This window comes from Sphingomonas sp. AAP5, from assembly GCF_004354345.1.
GTDB lineage: Bacteria > Pseudomonadota > Alphaproteobacteria > Sphingomonadales > Sphingomonadaceae > Sphingomonas > Sphingomonas glacialis.
In genome coordinates this window covers 3,368,146-3,383,091 of record NZ_CP037913.1, presented here as the reverse complement: position 1 = coordinate 3,383,091, position 14,946 = coordinate 3,368,146, and the positions used below count along the sequence as shown (strand labels likewise).

Below are 14,946 nucleotides of genomic sequence, written 5' to 3'. Positions count from 1 at the left end.
AGGCGGGGGCGGCTCTGTTAGATGCGCGTCGCTGGCGTCTTGCGCAAACGCCAGCGGCCCCGGCCTCCGCCGGGGCGACGATCACGCCGCGTTCGACGCCCGGGTCAGGTTGAGGAACACATCCTCGAGATCGGCCTCGCGCGTCGATACGTCCACAATCCCGTAGCCATCGGCCTGCACTGCGGCGAGCACTTCGCCGGCATTCACCTTGTCCTTGGCGTAGGTAATCGCGAGCGTCCGCGTCCCCTTCAATTCGATCTTCTGGAAGCAGACCGCGCTCGGCGGCACCGCGACGTCACGGTCGACCGTTACCTCGACGAGCTTCTCGGTCGCCATGCCGACGAGCTCGCGCGTCGGCTTGTTGGCGATCACCTTGCCGTGGTTGATGATCGCGATCCGGTCGCAGAGCTGCTCGGCTTCCTCGAGATAATGCGTCGTCAGCACCACCGTCACGCCCTGCTCGTTGAGCTGGCGGACATAGGCCCAGAGCTGCTGGCGCAGTTCGATGTCGACGCCTGCGGTCGGTTCGTCGAGCACCAGCACGGGCGGCGTGTGGACCATGGCTTTGGCGACCATCAGGCGGCGCTTCATCCCGCCCGACAGCGTGCGGGCATAGGCGTTGGCCTTGTCCTCGAGATGCACCGCGCGCAGCAATTCCATCGAACGGCGCTTCGCCTTGGGGACGCCGTAGAGCCCGGCCTGAATCTCGAGCGTCTCGATCGGCGTGAAGAACGGGTCGAACAGGATCTCCTGGTTGACGATCCCGATCGACGCCTTGGCGTTGCGCGGATGCTGGTCGGTGTCGAAGCCCCAGATCGTGGCGGTGCCGCTGGTCTTGTTGACGAGGCCGGCTAGGATGTTGATCAGCGTCGACTTGCCTGCGCCGTTCGGGCCGAGCAGCCCGAAGATCTGGCCGCGTGGCACATCGAACGACACATGGTCGAGCGCGCGCTTGCCGCCTTTGTAGGTCTTGCACAGGTTCGCGATGGAGATGGCGGCCTCGGTCATGCCTTGCGCATAGCGCGCGATTGCGGGCCGGTCATCCCCCTCCCGCTTGCGGGAGGGGTTAGGGGAGGGACCGACCTGGAACCCCTACGCGGCGTCCGCGGCAAGGCCCTCCCCCAAGCGGGCGGGGAGCAAGAACGATGTGCCCCCCACAAGCCCCCCCCCGGGGAGAAGGGGCGTTGAAGCGAAGCACCGACCTTGCTACACGCACGCCCATGATCGCACCGCCCGAAATCCTGCGCGTAACGCATGCCCGCAACATCTGTGACGGCGCGACCGACATTCCCGGCGGCGCAAGCCTCGGCCATCCGCGCGTCTTCCTCGAGATCGACGAGAGCGGCTATGTCGATTGCGGCTATTGCGACCGCCGCTTTGTGCTGATCGGCGGGCCCGCCGACGGCGTCGATCCGTCGACTTTGCACGATCACGGGGATGGCGCAGGGCGCTAACCTGCCTATATTCGTCGGATGACCAGTCCGACAGACCCCCGCGCGTTCCTGTATCATGACGGCCAGCTCTCGCCCGACGAAGCGCAGGCGCTCACCGCCGCCGCGCTCGGCAAGGCCGACGATGGCGAGCTGTATCTGCAATATCGCAAGTCCGAGGCGTTCGGCTTCGACGATGGTCGGCTGAAGACCGCGAGCTACGACACGCATTCGGGCTTCGGCCTGCGCGCCGTATCGGGTGAGATGACCGCGTTTGCGCACGCCAACGAGCTCAGCGCCGCCGCCATCAAGCGCGCGAGCGAGACGATGGCGCTGATCGATCCGTCGAGCGCGCCCAAGGCCGGCCCGCCGCGCGCGACCAACCGCCACCTCTATACGGCATCCGACCCGCTCGATCTCGTTCCCTTCGCCGACAAGGTGAATTTGTGCCAGACGATCGACGCCGCCGCTCGTGCGCGCGACCCGCGCGTCGCGCAGGTTTCGGTCTCGCTGTCGGGCAGCTGGAACGTCGTCGAGATCGTCCGCGCCGACGGTTTCATCGCCACCGACGTACGCCCGCTCGTCCGTCTCAACGTCTCGATCGTCGTCGAACAGAACGGCCGGCGCGAGACGGGGACCTTCGGGCTTGGCGGCCGCTATCTCTATGACGAGCTGATGGCCCCCGAAACCTGGAACCGCGCGATCGACGAGGCGCTGGCGCAAGCCGTCGTCAATCTCGACTCGGTCGCCGCCCCCGCCGGCGAGATGACCGTGCTGCTCGGGCCGGGCTGGCCCGGCATCCTGCTCCACGAAGCGATCGGCCACGGGCTCGAGGGCGATTTCAACCGCACGGGCACCAGCGCCTTCTCGGGCCGGATCGGCGAGCGCGTCGCGGCGCCCGGCGTCACCGTGGTCGACGACGGCTCGATCGCCGACAAGCGCGGCTCGCTGTCGATCGACGACGAGGGCACCCCGACGCAGGAAAACGTGCTGATCGAGGACGGCATTCTCAAGGGCTATATCCAGGACCGGCTCAACGCCCGGTTGATGGGCGTCGCGCCGACCGGCAACGGCCGCCGCGAGTCGTTCGCGCACGCGCCGATGCCGCGGATGACCAACACCTTCATGCGCGGCGGCAAGGATGACCCCGCCGAGCTGCTCAGCCGCGTGAAGAACGGCATCTTCGCCAAGTCCTTCGGCGGCGGGCAGGTCGACATCGTCTCGGGCAAGTTCGTGTTCAGCTGCACCGAGGCATACAAGATCGAGAACGGCCGCGTCGGCGCGCCGATCAAGGGCGCGACGCTGATCGGCGACGGCCCCTCCTGCCTCACCCGCGTCGAGGGCATCGGCAACGACTTCGCGCTCGACGAGGGCGTCGGCATCTGCGGCAAAGGCGGGCAGAGCGTTCCGGCCGGCGTCGGGCAGCCGACCTTGCTGGTGGCAGGGCTGACGGTCGGTGGGACGGCGATGTAGGGGCGTCGCCCCGGCGCAGGCCGGGGCCGCTCCATTGGCGGGCGGATCGTTCGATATCGCAGCGGCCCCGGCCTCCGCCGGGGCGACGGAGAGCAGGATGACCGAAGCAACGATCTCCCCCTGGCCCGAACTCGACTGGACCGCCTGGCGCGAGACCGCAATTGGGTTGCAACTCCGCACGCAAATCATTGGCAAGGTGCGACTCGCGCTCACCCCGTGGCTCAACCATAGCTGGCACGTCCCGCTCTATGTCTCGGCGCGCGGACTGACGACCTCGGCGATCCCGCTCGGCGATCGGATCCTCGAGATCGAATTCGACCTGCTCCACGACCGGCTCGTCTTCATGACGAGCGACGGACGCAGCCGCGGGATCGGGCTCGGGCCGGGCAGCATCGCGCATTTCCACCAGACCGTGACCACCTGCCTCACCGAGCTCGACGTTCCCGCACAGTTCGACGGCGTCCCCAGCGAAATGGCCGACGTCCCGCCCTTCGCCGAGGACACCGCCGAACGCCCCTACGATGCCGACGCCGTCCGCGCCTTCTGGCGCGCGCTGATCCAGATCGCCCGCGTGTTCGGCGAATTCCGCACCGGCTTTCTCGGCAAGGCGTCGCCCGTCCATTTCTTCTGGGGCAGCTTCGATCTCGCCGCGACGCGCTTCTCGGGCCGTGCCGCACCACGCCATCCCGGCGGCTTTCCCGGTCTGCCCGATGCGGTTACGTGCGAAGCCTATAGCCATGAGGAAGCCAGCGTCGGCTTCTGGCCGGGCAGCGACGCCTATCCACATGCAGCGTTCTACGCCTATGCCTATCCCTCGCCCGCCGGGTATGCGCAGGCGCCTGTCGAACCCGCCCAAGCCAGCTGGAACGCCGATCTCGGCGAGTTCCTGCTCGATTATGATGTCGTGCGTGGTGCCGCCGACCCGAGCGAAACCTTGCTGGCCTTCTGCCAGTCGACCTACGCCGCCGCCGCCGATCTCGCCGACTGGGATCGCGACGCGCTCGAATGCGCACTCGGCCGCCCACGGATTCCCCGCATCGTCTGAAAGGGCTATACGCACGGTATGGAAATGTTCTCGGCCATTGACGCTGCGCACCGCGCCTTCATCGCGAAGCAGCCCGTCTTCTTTGTCGCCACCGCCGCTGCGGGGGCGCGGGTCAACCTCAGCCCCAAGGGCATGGACAGCTTCCGCGTGCTCGGTCCCAATCGCGTCGCCTATCTCGATCTCGGCGGATCGGGCAACGAGACTCAGGCGCATCTCGTCGCCGACGGCCGCATCACGATCATGTTCTGCGCGTTCGATAATCCCGCGCTGATCCTGCGGCTCTATGGAACGGGCAGCTTCACCATCGCGGGCGAGCCGGGCTATGACGATCTGGCAGGTCAATTCCCCGCGCTCGCAGGCGCGCGGCAGGTGTTCGATATACGAGTCGACAGCGTCCAGACCAGCTGCGGCTGGGGCGTCCCGCGCATGACGCTCGATCGTCCACGCGACACGCTCGTCAAATTCCATGCACAGCAGGACCCCGACGCCCGCCTCGCCGTGATCGCCAAGCGCACGCACAGCATCGATGGCTTGCCGGTGCGCGTCCAGACGATCCTGCCCGCCTTCGATCCGCTCGAAATGACCAACGGGCGATGAGTCTCGTCGAGGTCGGTCGGTTCGCGCGCAACGAAGCCTATATCGTCGTCGGACGGCTCGAGTCCGAAGGCATCATGGCGCTCGCGCTCGACGGCAATGCGAGCATTGCCGATGGCAGCCAGTTCTTCATTCCGGTCCGCGTGATGGTGGATGACGACGATGTCGACGCGGCGCGGGCTATCCTCGCCAAATCTGCCTGATTCTTAGGCAGCGGTTCGCAACTGCACAAAAATTTACGATGCGGTAATCGCTCCTGGCGCGGCGGTACCGCGGCAGACGGTCGTTTCGCGTCTGGCACGGCTTTTGCGAGACATCCCCCAGGACCAATAACCAGGGGGGTTCTTGCGTGAAGCTCGTCATTGCCATCATCAAACCTTTCAAGCTCGACGAGGTGCGCGAGGCGCTGACCGAAATCGGCGTCGCCGGAATGACCGTCACCGAGGTCAAGGGTTTCGGGCGCCAGAAAGGCCAGACCGAAATCTATCGCGGCGCCGAATACAGCACCAACATGGTCCCCAAGATCAAGATCGAGGTCGTCTGCGGCTCCGACCTCGCTGGCAAGGTCGTCGAGGCGATCCAGGCATCGGCCAACACCGGCGCGATCGGCGACGGCAAGATCTTCGTGCTCGATGTCGGGCAGGCCGTCCGCATCCGCACCGGCGAAACCGACGAGATCGCGCTGTGAGCGGGTCCGACTTTAAGGGGGTATCGATGAAGCAATCGACCAAATTGGGTTTTGCGGGTCTGGCAGCTGTCGCGGCGATCGCCGCGCTTCCGGCCTGGGCGCAGGCGCCCGTGGCGGCCGCCGCCAAGCCGTTCGTGCCGACTGCGGCGATGGTCAACAAGGGCGACACCGCCTGGATGCTGACCTCCTCCGTGCTCGTGCTGATGATGTCGGTGCCCGGCCTCGCGCTGTTCTACGGCGGCCTGGTCCGCACCAAGAACATGCTGTCGGTGCTGATGCAGGTCTTCATGATCGTCTGCATCGCGGCTTTGGTGTGGGTCAGCTGGGGCTATTCGATGGCCTTCACCGGCGGCTCGCAGTTCGTCGGCGGCTTCGGCAAGCTGTTCCTCAAGGGGGTCGACGCCAATTCGCTCGCAGCGACCTTCTCGAACGGGGTCTACATCCCCGAATATGCCTATGTCTGCTTCCAGATGACGTTTGCGTGCATCACGCCCGCGCTGATCGTCGGCGCGTTCGCCGAGCGCGTGAAGTTCACCCCGCTGATGGTGTTCATGGTGGCGTGGATGACGATCGTCTATTTCCCGATCGCACACATGGTGTGGTATTGGGCGGGCCCGGATTTCCTCCCCAACGCGCCGACCGACTTCGGCTTCCTCTACGGCAAGGGCGCGCTCGACTTCGCTGGTGGCACCGTGGTGCACATCAATGCCGGGATCGCCGGGCTCGTCGGCTGTCTCGTGATCGGCAAGCGCGCGGGCTTCAACAAGGAGCCGATGCCGCCGCACTCGCTGACCATGACGATGATCGGCGCCAGCCTGCTGTGGGTCGGCTGGTTCGGCTTCAACGCCGGTTCCAACCTCGAATCGAACGGCCTCACGGCGCTCGCCTTCATCAACACCTTCGTCGCCACGGCAGCAGCCGGCGTGTCGTGGGCGGTGATCGACCAGATCAAGCACGGCAAGCCCTCGCTGCTCGGCGCGGTGACGGGCGCAGTTGCCGGCCTCGTCGCGATCACCCCGGCGTCGGGCTTCGCTTCGCCGATGACCTCGATCATCCTCGGCCTGCTCGTCTCGCCGCTGTGCTTCTTCTTCGTCACCACGGTGAAGAGCTGGGGCAAGTATGACGACTCGCTCGACGTGTTCGGCGTGCATTGCGTCGGCGGCATCTTCGGCGCGCTGGCGACCGGCGTGGTCGCCGATCCCAAGCTCGGCGGCCAGGGCTGGGTCGATTACACCGCCGCGGTCGCCAAGCCCGGCGTGTACGACATGGCGACCCAGCTGTGGACGCAGGCCGAAGCGGTCGCGATCACGCTGGTCTGGTCGGGCGGCGTTTCGGCCGTGCTGTTCCTGATCCTCAAATACACCGTCGGCATCCGCCCTTCGCAAGAAGTCGAGCACGAAGGCCTCGACATCTCCGAACATGGCGAGCGCGCCTACAATTATTGACCAGATTGGGGGGCGGGCCCCGAACGATCCGCCCCCCTCACGATGTTCCTCCTGCGGACGACCTAAGGCCGGTGCGGCAACGCACCGGCCCTTTTTTATGTCTGCGGCGGGGTCGCCATCATTTGGTGCGGAAGCTCTGCCCGTGCGGTGTCGCCGATGAAGCGCGCCCACACGCCGCCCGGGCGCCAGATCGCGTCGAGCGCGGGGCGCGCCTGCGCTTCGTCCCAGCCGAGCACCTCGCGCCGATAGCGATAGAGGAAGGCCGAAACGCGCGCGTTGACGATACAGTGGACGTGCACCGGCCGCGTGCCGCGATCGGCCATCGCCGCGCAGAAGCGCTCAAAATCGGCCGTGGTCGGTGCATCGAACACGACCGGGATATGGATGTAGCGCATCCCCAGCGCGGCGACCGTGGCCGCTTCGTCGGGCAGTGCGCGCGGATGATCGTGCAAGGCGAGATTGATGACATCGCGCACGCCCAGCGCTGCGATCGCGGCGAGCTGTTCGCCGCTCGGCTGGCCCGATGTCGTCAGCTGATCATCGAGGCGATACCAGTTTGGAATATCGATTGGGTCGCCCATGCGGGCTCCTTTCAAGCGAGGGTGCCCAGGCGAGCGGCGGCCGGGTCCGCGCTCCACGGTGGTGTCCCGCCTGCTTCGCCAGTCACGCGAACGCGGCGATCCTAGTCGCGCGGGCCCTTGCCCTCAACCGGCTCGTCGGTCGTGACGGCGTCCGTGTCGCGCGGCTTCGCACGCAGCCGTCGCGCGGCGAGCGCGGCGCCGAGCAGGAAGCCGCCCGGCACCAACACCACCGCCGCCGTCAGCGCGACCCGATTCCAATCCTTGCGGTCCATGCCGCGGCATCTAGCCGATCAGGCGAGGTCCGCGGTCACGAAATCGGCACAACGTTCCCCGATCATGATCGACGGCGCATTGGTGTTGCCCGAGACGAGCTTGGGCATGACCGAGGCATCGGCGACATAGAGGCCCTCGACCCCGCGGACGCGCAGCCGCGGGTCGCACACCGCATCCTCGTCCGATCCCATCCGCGCGGTCCCGACCGGATGATAGACCGTATCGGCGCGCGCGCGGATCAGCCGCTCGAGCGCGTCGTCGTCGCGCAGGTCGATCGGATAGCGATCGCGGCCCTTATGGTCGCTGAGCGGTGGCGCCTCGAGGATGCGGTACATCGCGCGGACGCCGCGCATCATCGTCGCCATGTCGCGCGGATCGCTGAAGAACGCCGGGTCGATCAGCGGAGCCACGCGCGCATCGCTCGAGGCGAGCCGCACCGTGCCGTGGCTTTCGGGCCGCAGCACGCAGACGTGGCACGAATAGCCATGCCCCGGCACTTGCGTGCGGCCGTGGTCCTCGAGCGCGGCGACGACGAAGTGGAGCTGGACGTCAGGCGCGGGGGCGTGCGGATCGGTGGTGAGGAAGGCGCCCGCCTCGGCGAACGGCGTCGTCATCATCCCCTCGCGCTTGCGCAGCCACTGGAACAGCGCGCCCGCCATATCGAGCTTGCCCTTGAGCGAATTGCCGACGAAGCTCTTGCCCGGCGTCTCGAACGCCGCGACATAATCGATATGGTCCTGCAGATTGGCGCCGACCGCCGCGCGATCGACCCGCACCGATATGCCCTGCTCGCGCAGATGCGCCCCCGGCCCGATCCCCGATAGCATCAGGATCTGCGGCGTGCCGAACACCCCGGCCGCGAGCACGACGGCCTTGCGTGCGCGGATCACCTTCGATTCACCGCCCTGCAGATAGGCGACGCCCCACGCGCGCCCGTCCTCGAACAGCACGCGCTCGACGGTGACGCCGGTGAGCACGTGCAACGCCGGATTGGTCGGCGCGTCGCCGAGATACGCGCGCGCCGAAGTCCAGCGCTCGCCGCCCTTCTGCGTCACCTGATAGAGCCCGATCCCCTCCTGCCGCGCGCCGTTGAAATCGTCGTTGCGCGGGATCTGCAGCGACGCGCCGGCCTCGACGAAATCGCGGCTGCCGGGATTGGCGTGGTGCTGCTCGCTCACCCACAGCGGTCCGTCGCCGCCGTGATAAGCGTCGCCGCCGCGGACATTATGCTCGCTGCGCTTGAACCACGGCAGCACGTCGTCATACGACCAGCCGGGGCAGCCGAGCGCCGCCCAATTGTCGTAATCCCATTTGTTGCCGCGGATATAGATCATCGCATTGATCGCGCTCGACCCGCCGAGCCCCTTGCCGCGCGGCTGGTGCCCGCGCCGGCCGCCGAGCCCGGCCTGCGGGACGGTCTCGTAATTCCAGTTGGTCTTGTCGGTCTGGAACGCGAGGAACGCCGGAATGCGGGTGCGGAGCCCAGTGTTGCGGCCCCCCGCCTCGAGCAAGGCGACCGAGAATTTCCCGCCATCGCTCAAGCGCCCGGCCGCCGCCGCGCCGCCCGAACCGCCCCCGATGACCACGATATCGGCTTCTTCCACGCGCTCTCTCCTGCTCGCGGCGCTTTAGCGCGCCTTTGTATCGCTCGATCGCCACTGCGCCTTGATCGTCTCGGACGTGTCGCGGCTACCGTCGTGGCTCCACCCGGGCGGCATCACCAGATAGCCGAGCTTGGCACGAAGCCCCGGCGCCCGCCAGACGTCTTGCGCGATCCCGATCCATTCGTGCGTCGCGGCCCATAACAGATTGAACGAGCCCAAGTTCTTGACGATCCCATAGCGCGGTCGATCGTCGGCGCGCTCAGGCTCGAAGGTGCCGAACAGGCGGTCCCAGACGACGAAGACGCCGGCATAATTGGTGTCGAGATAGCGCGGATTGGTCGCGTGATGGACGCGGTGGTGCGACGGCGTGTTCATCACCGCCTCGAACCAGCGCGGCATCCGGTCGATCATCTCGGTGTGGATCCAGAATTGGTAGATCAGGTTGAGCCCCGCGACGAACACCAGCATCGCCGGCGGGAAGCCTATCAGCAGCAGCGGCAGGCGGAAGACGAAGCCCAGCGAGACGAAGCCCGTCCAGGTCTGCCGCAGCGCGGTCGACAGATCATAATGCTGGCTCGAATGGTGGATGACATGGCTCGCCCAGAACCAGCGGACGCGGTGGGCCGAGCGGTGGAAGACGTAATAAAACAGATCGTCGAGCACGAAGGCGAGCACGAACCAATACCAGGCATAGCCGATGTCGAAGAGCCGGAATTGCCACACCCAGAGCGACAGCGCGAAGACCAGTCCGACCGACAGCGCGCCGGCGACGGTGCTGCCGAGGCCGAGCGCAAGCGACACGAGCGTGTCCTTGGGCTCGTAACGCGTGCGATCCTTGATCCGCGCGACGAACATCTCGGCAAGGACGAGCGCGATGAAGCCGGGGACGGCGTAGTGGACGGGATCGGGCAGGTCCATACGCACTGTTTACACCAGTGTCAGTGGGATCCGTAAAGAGCCAATATCGCGCGGGCGATCAGTGGTACGCCGTGCCACGCGTGACGCTGTCCTCGATCGCGCGGACATCGGCTTCGAGCACGCCGAACAGCAGCACCGCGCCGAACTGGCGTTCGCCCGTCTCGACGCGCACACCCTCGATCGCCTGGGTGAGCCGCAATGGTGCGATCAGCCGCCGGGCGGCGACCTTTGCACCGTGGCGTTTCAGCAGCGCAAGCGCCCCGTTTCCAGCGACCAGCGCGGCATTCCCGTCGGTCCCGATCACCGCCCCATGCGCGACGAAGCCGGCGAGCATCTGCTCGGCAGTCTCGCGTGCTTGCGCCTTGCTCGAAATGCGCGCCTCGCCGAGTCGCATCCAGCGCGCGACCAGCGCCAGGCCGAGCACGCCGGCGACGCTTAATCCAAGTTGCGTCCAGTCCATCGCCTCGCTGTCACGCCGGCGTGGAAAGCGCGTCGAGCAGCGGGCGAAGTCCGGTGAGATCGTATCCGGCGGCGGCGGCTTTCGTCATCGCCGTATCGGGATGCATGCCGCCCTTGACGACCGCGAGCGCCCAGAGGTTGCACGAGCGCGTTCCCGAGCGGCAGTATGCCAGCACCGGCCCCTTGGCCTCGGCCAGCACCGCCGCCATCGCGTCGATCTGCGGGTGCGAGAAGCCGGCATGCGTCACCGGGATCGCGGTGTAGGTGAGGCCAGCGGCCTCGGCGGCGGCGGCGATCTCGGCACCGCTCGGCTGGCCCATATCCTCGCCATCGGGGCGGTTGTTGACGATTGCGGTGAAGCCCGCGGCGGCAAGGTCGGCCATCGCGTCGGGCGAGATTTGCGGAGCGACCGCGACGGTCGGATCGATGGTGCGGAGGATGGTCATGGGCTTACTTCTAGCTCGCACGGCAGCGCGGCGGAAGCGGCAGATTCGGTTCGCGCAGAGACGCGGAGGCGCGGAGGGAAAAACGGCGGGCGAACGCGCTGTTACATCAAACGGCCCGCGCGCGACCGGGAAACCGTAGTCTTTTCCCTGCGCCTCAGCGCCCCTCCGCGAACAAATTTTCACGCAAAGCCGCGAAGACACGAAGAAGGGGAGTGATGATCCCGCCGCCTATCGCTTCGCGCCTTCGCGTGAAACTCGAGCGCTCAGAACCGTCGCAGGACCCCGAGAAACGCCTCGCCATAGGCCTCGAGCTTGCGCGCGCCGACGCCGGTGATGTGCCCCATCGCCGAGAGCGACGAAGGCCGCGTCGTCGCCATCTCGCGCAGCACCGAATCGTGGAAGATGACGTAAGGCGGCACGCTCGCCTCGAGTGCGAGTTCGCGGCGCTTGGTGCGCAACGCCTCGAACAGCGGTTCGCCGGTCGGGTTGGGCACGCTGCCAGCGCTCCCGCGCCGCCGCCGCTCGCGCTTGGGCGGGACGATCAGCGCGACGTGTTCGCCCTCTTTCAAGATGCCGCGGGCGCCGGGGCCAAACTCCAACCCGCCGAAATCGTTCGCGCGCAGCGCGTCGCGCAGCAGCAGCGCCCGCCCGACCGGCTTGATCAGCGCGGCTTCCTCAGGGCTAGAGGCGATCCCGAATACGCCGAGCGTCTCGTGCCCGTTCATCAGGCTGCGCTCGCTCGACTGGCCCATCAGGACTTGCTCGATATAGCCCGCGCCAAAGCTCTGCCCCGTGCGAAAGACCGCGGAGAGGAATTTCCTCGCCACCTCCGTCGCATCGACCGCGGCGGGCGGGTTGAGACAATTGTCGCAATTGCCGCAATTCTCGGGACTGTCGTCGCCGAAATGCTTGAGCAGGATGCGCCGCCGGCATCCGGCGGTCTCGGCCAGCGCGCCGAGGGCGGCGAGCCGCTGGCGCTCGCCCGGCTGGCGCGCCGCCTCGACCTCGCCGATCCGCTGCCGCGCGCGCGCGAAATCCTCGGCGCCCCAGAATAGATGCGCGACCGCAGGATCGCCGTCGCGCCCCGCGCGGCCGGTCTCCTGATAATAGCTCTCGATCGATTTGGGCAGCCCGGCGTGGGCGACGAAGCGCACGTCGGGCTTGTCGATCCCCATTCCGAACGCGACCGTCGCGCACATCACCATGTCTTCCGAGGCGACGAAATCGGCCTGGTTCTTCGCGCGGACATGCGGATCGAGCCCGGCATGATACGCGCGCGTCGGTCGTCCGGTCTTGCTCAGCGCCTCGGCCATCTTTTCGGTGCCGGCGCGGCTCTGCAGATAGACGATGCCTGCGCCGGGGGTCTCGGCGATCAGGTCGGCGATCTGGCGCGTCGCATTGTCCTTCGGCGAGATGCGATACTGGATGTTGGGCCGGTCGAACCCGGCAACGATCATCCCGTCGTGCGGGATGCCGAGCTGCTCGAGAATGTCCGCGCGCGTCACGGCATCGGCGGTCGCGGTCAGCGCGAGCCGCGGTACATCCGGGAATGCGTCGAGCAGCGGCCGCAGCAGGCGGTAATCGGGCCGGAAATCATGCCCCCATTCGGACACGCAATGCGCCTCGTCGATCGCGAACAGCGCCAACGGCGCACGCGCGAGCAACTCGCGGAATGCGCCGCCCGAGGCACGCTCGGGCGCGACATAGAGCAGGTCGAGCTCGCCGCGGCGGAAGCGCGCGATCGTCTCGGCTTGGTCGGTATCGACCGAGGTCAGCGTCGCTGCGCGGATCCCGATCGCGGTCGCGGCGCGCAGTTGGTCGTGCATCAGCGCGATCAGCGGCGAGACGACGACACACGTCCCCTCGAGCACCACCGCGGGCAATTGATAGCACAGCGACTTGCCCGCGCCGGTCGGCATTACCGCAAGCGTCCGCGCGCCGGCGAGCACGCGCTCGACCACCGACCCCTGAACGCCGCGAAACGCCGGGAAGCCAAAGGTCGATTGGAGGACGGGGAGGGGATCGATCATTTACGCGAAACCAAGAATAAGAAGGAGAGCCTGATCGACACGCTGCATGTCGGTCTCGGACAAACGGCCGATCACTCGGCCAAACTGCTGGTGATCCACGGTCACCAAAATGTCGACCGCGACGTCTGAAATCGCTTCAAGGCCATTCTGCGCGTCGGGCAAGACCCTCGGGCGAAGGTCGCGTGCCTCCCCTCTCGCGGTCTGGCATAATGCCACGAGACGATGCGGCGTATCGCCAAAAGCGTCACCCTGCACGACCAAGACCGGGCGAGGCTTGCCGCCATAGCCGCTTCCCGTCGCAGCACTCCAGATTTCACCCCGCTTCACGATCGAGCTTTAACGCTCTGTTTCGCGGTCGAGGCGTTCGAGGCGTTCGAGGCGTTCGAGCACGACGTCGGTCATCGCGCCAGCGAACGCCATCGCTTCGCGGTCATCCTCGACATGCGCCCACAACCACTCTCGCGTCTTGCGGGCTTCCTCCTGAAACTCCGGCGTCGTCGTGTCCGGCAACCAGAAAGTCTTCGGCCGCAGTCCCTGGGCGCGCAACGCTGCACGCCGTTTGGCGACGCGCTCGGCGCTGGTCATCGGTCGCTCCATGCCCATCGCCACGCTCCTTCCGCCCAAGCGTTACATGTAACGCCGACCCCCAAAAATCACAAGATGTTTACCCCTTGTTCTTGCGTGTGGGCGCGTTCCCGGTGCAAGCGGACGCAATGGAAACAGTCCGCGACAACAAGGCCGAGCAGGAATTCGAGCTGACCGTCGGCCGCCACCGCGCGGTCGCGGCGTATCAGATGGAAGGCGATACGATCGTCTTCACGCACACGCTCGTGCCCAAAGCGGTCGCCGGGCATGGGGCCGCGACCAAACTGGTCCGCGCCGCGCTCGACAGCGCGCGCGACCGCGGGTTGAAGGTCATCCCGCAATGCCCGTTCGTCGCCGCCTATATCGACAAGCATCCGGAATATCGCGATTTATTGTGACGCTGCCGTGGTTTGGCCCCAATCTGCGGCAAGATCGAGCTGAACTCGAACGGGGCAGCCGACCATGATGATCCACCTTCGCATGCTTATGGGCTGCTCGATCCTGGCGATCGGTCTCGGCGCGGCGGCACCCGATCCCGTCTATACCGTGCGCGACGATGGCATTGTCTCCGCGAGCGTCGGCGGAGCGCAGGGCACGCTGCGCATCGACCCGGGTGCCCCCGCGCTCCCGATCCTGGCGAAACCCTATGCGCTTCGCGCCGGCCTCAAGTCGGGCATGTTCGGTCTCCATTACAAGGTCGGCCCGAGCGGGGTACACGGCGTGACCGCGGTGACGCGCCTGATCGTCGACGGAATGGAGATCCGGCGGCGCGTCGGCTGGTTCGACACGCCCTATGCGACGGGCGCCGATGGCGTGATCGGGCCCGGTGGCCTGCCTGCACCGGTGGTGCGCTTCGAGCTCCATGCGCCGCGCCCAGGCGAGCGGACGCTCGACCTCCCGCTCGTCGACGGCGGCGCGCTGATCGGCAATTGGGGCGGGCTATTCGGCGAGATCATCGTCGGCGGCGTGCCGATGAAGGTCCGCTTCGACCTGCACCACCGCCTGTCGCTCGCCAGCGCCGGCGCGGCACAGCGCATCGCTGCGGCACAGGGGGGTGCATTGACTGGGCCGGTCGACCAGGCCGAGATCGCCTTCGGTATCGCGCGGCCGGTCCGGCATATGACGCTCACCACTCCATTCGTGATCGGGCCGATGGCGCTGAACGCTCTGCACGTGCGCGTATCGGACTATGGCAATGCGGCGACCATCCGCGATGCCGACGTGACCCCCGATCCCGAAGAGATCATCGTGACCGGCAAGGCGAAGCGTGATCCGTCGCGCGACCGCCTGTCGATCGGCCGTGATGCGCTCGAGCAATGCTCGTCGATCACCTTCGACAAGCCCGCCAAGCGGATCCGGCTGAGCTGCCTCTGAC

At 67.0% G+C, this 14,946-nt stretch carries 19 protein-coding genes and 1 riboswitch; of the genes, 9 read left to right on the top strand and 10 right to left on the bottom strand.

Features of this window, described 5'->3' with window-relative positions; translation table 11 throughout:
• Nucleotides 1-81: 81 nt before the first annotated feature.
• Nucleotides 82-1,008 carry an ABC transporter ATP-binding protein gene (locus tag E2E30_RS15660; protein WP_133191321.1) on the bottom strand — a complete coding sequence of 309 codons (927 nt, stop codon included), beginning with the start codon at nucleotides 1,006-1,008 and terminating at the stop codon, nucleotides 82-84.
• 212 nt (nucleotides 1,009-1,220) lie between these two features.
• Between E2E30_RS15660 and E2E30_RS15655 the strand changes: the two genes are divergently transcribed.
• From E2E30_RS15655 to E2E30_RS15625, 7 genes are all read left to right on the top strand, one after another.
• Complete coding sequence (locus E2E30_RS15655; RefSeq protein ID WP_133191320.1) at nucleotides 1,221-1,454, top strand: zinc-finger domain-containing protein; 234 nt, start codon at nucleotides 1,221-1,223, stop codon at nucleotides 1,452-1,454.
• A gap of 18 nt (nucleotides 1,455-1,472) precedes the next feature.
• On the top strand, nucleotides 1,473-2,903 hold the full coding sequence (gene tldD / locus E2E30_RS15650; protein WP_133191319.1) for a metalloprotease TldD: 1,431 nt from the start codon (nucleotides 1,473-1,475) through the stop codon (nucleotides 2,901-2,903).
• A gap of 97 nt (nucleotides 2,904-3,000) precedes the next feature.
• On the top strand, nucleotides 3,001-3,948 hold the full coding sequence (locus E2E30_RS15645; RefSeq protein ID WP_133191318.1) for a DUF5996 family protein: 948 nt from the start codon (nucleotides 3,001-3,003) through the stop codon (nucleotides 3,946-3,948).
• Nucleotides 3,949-3,966: 18 nt separating this feature from the next.
• Nucleotides 3,967-4,545, top strand: a complete 579-nt coding sequence (locus E2E30_RS15640) for a pyridoxamine 5'-phosphate oxidase family protein (RefSeq protein WP_133191317.1) — start codon at nucleotides 3,967-3,969, stop codon at nucleotides 4,543-4,545.
• Nucleotides 4,542-4,745 carry a putative signal transducing protein gene (locus E2E30_RS15635; RefSeq protein ID WP_133191316.1) on the top strand — a complete coding sequence of 68 codons (204 nt, stop codon included), beginning with the start codon at nucleotides 4,542-4,544 and terminating at the stop codon, nucleotides 4,743-4,745. Before E2E30_RS15640 ends, E2E30_RS15635 begins: the two co-directional genes overlap by 4 nt.
• A gap of 146 nt (nucleotides 4,746-4,891) precedes the next feature.
• Nucleotides 4,892-5,230, top strand: a complete 339-nt coding sequence (locus tag E2E30_RS15630; RefSeq protein WP_133191315.1) for a P-II family nitrogen regulator — start codon at nucleotides 4,892-4,894, stop codon at nucleotides 5,228-5,230.
• 26 nt (nucleotides 5,231-5,256) lie between these two features.
• Nucleotides 5,257-6,675 (top strand): ammonium transporter, encoded by a 1,419-nt coding sequence (locus E2E30_RS15625; RefSeq protein WP_133191314.1) that lies wholly within the window; start codon nucleotides 5,257-5,259, stop codon nucleotides 6,673-6,675.
• Between the two features lie 95 nt (nucleotides 6,676-6,770).
• Here E2E30_RS15625 and E2E30_RS15620 read toward each other — a convergent pair whose 3' ends face one another.
• The 9 genes from E2E30_RS15620 to E2E30_RS15585 form a co-directional block, all read right to left on the bottom strand.
• A complete protein-coding gene (locus tag E2E30_RS15620; RefSeq protein WP_133191313.1) occupies nucleotides 6,771-7,256 on the bottom strand; it encodes a protein tyrosine phosphatase family protein in 486 nt (161 codons plus the stop codon).
• 16 nt (nucleotides 7,257-7,272) lie between these two features.
• A riboswitch (ZMP/ZTP riboswitch) is annotated at nucleotides 7,273-7,352 on the bottom strand.
• Between the two features lie 5 nt (nucleotides 7,353-7,357).
• Complete coding sequence (locus tag E2E30_RS20825) at nucleotides 7,358-7,528, bottom strand: hypothetical protein (protein ID WP_165954420.1); 171 nt, start codon at nucleotides 7,526-7,528, stop codon at nucleotides 7,358-7,360.
• Between the two features lie 18 nt (nucleotides 7,529-7,546).
• Nucleotides 7,547-9,133: a GMC family oxidoreductase gene (locus E2E30_RS15615; RefSeq protein WP_133191312.1), complete on the bottom strand. Its 1,587-nt coding sequence runs from the start codon at nucleotides 9,131-9,133 to the stop codon at nucleotides 7,547-7,549.
• Between the two features lie 24 nt (nucleotides 9,134-9,157).
• The gene (locus E2E30_RS15610; RefSeq protein WP_133191311.1) at nucleotides 9,158-10,051 is read right to left on the bottom strand and encodes a sterol desaturase family protein; all 894 of its coding nucleotides are present in this window, start codon (nucleotides 10,049-10,051) and stop codon (nucleotides 9,158-9,160) included.
• A gap of 58 nt (nucleotides 10,052-10,109) precedes the next feature.
• Nucleotides 10,110-10,511 carry a hypothetical protein gene (locus tag E2E30_RS15605; RefSeq protein ID WP_133191310.1) on the bottom strand — a complete coding sequence of 134 codons (402 nt, stop codon included), beginning with the start codon at nucleotides 10,509-10,511 and terminating at the stop codon, nucleotides 10,110-10,112.
• A 10-nt stretch (nucleotides 10,512-10,521) separates the two neighbouring features.
• Entirely contained in the window at nucleotides 10,522-10,956 is a 435-nt protein-coding gene (locus E2E30_RS15600; protein ID WP_133191309.1) for a TIGR01244 family sulfur transferase, read from the bottom strand.
• A gap of 263 nt (nucleotides 10,957-11,219) precedes the next feature.
• A complete protein-coding gene (recQ, locus tag E2E30_RS15595) occupies nucleotides 11,220-12,986 on the bottom strand; it encodes a DNA helicase RecQ (RefSeq protein ID WP_133191308.1) in 1,767 nt (588 codons plus the stop codon).
• Entirely contained in the window at nucleotides 12,987-13,313 is a 327-nt protein-coding gene (locus E2E30_RS15590) for a type II toxin-antitoxin system PemK/MazF family toxin (protein ID WP_165954545.1), read from the bottom strand.
• A 9-nt stretch (nucleotides 13,314-13,322) separates the two neighbouring features.
• On the bottom strand, nucleotides 13,323-13,571 hold the full coding sequence (locus E2E30_RS15585; protein WP_206365594.1) for an antitoxin MazE-like protein: 249 nt from the start codon (nucleotides 13,569-13,571) through the stop codon (nucleotides 13,323-13,325).
• A 128-nt stretch (nucleotides 13,572-13,699) separates the two neighbouring features.
• Here E2E30_RS15585 and E2E30_RS15580 point away from each other — a divergent pair, with 128 nt between their 5' ends.
• Both E2E30_RS15580 and E2E30_RS15575 read left to right on the top strand, forming a co-directional pair.
• A complete protein-coding gene (locus E2E30_RS15580) occupies nucleotides 13,700-13,969 on the top strand; it encodes a GNAT family N-acetyltransferase (protein WP_133191305.1) in 270 nt (89 codons plus the stop codon).
• A 64-nt stretch (nucleotides 13,970-14,033) separates the two neighbouring features.
• On the top strand, nucleotides 14,034-14,945 hold the full coding sequence (locus tag E2E30_RS15575) for a hypothetical protein (RefSeq protein WP_133191304.1): 912 nt from the start codon (nucleotides 14,034-14,036) through the stop codon (nucleotides 14,943-14,945).
• The last annotated feature ends 1 nt before the right edge of the window (nucleotide 14,946 follow it).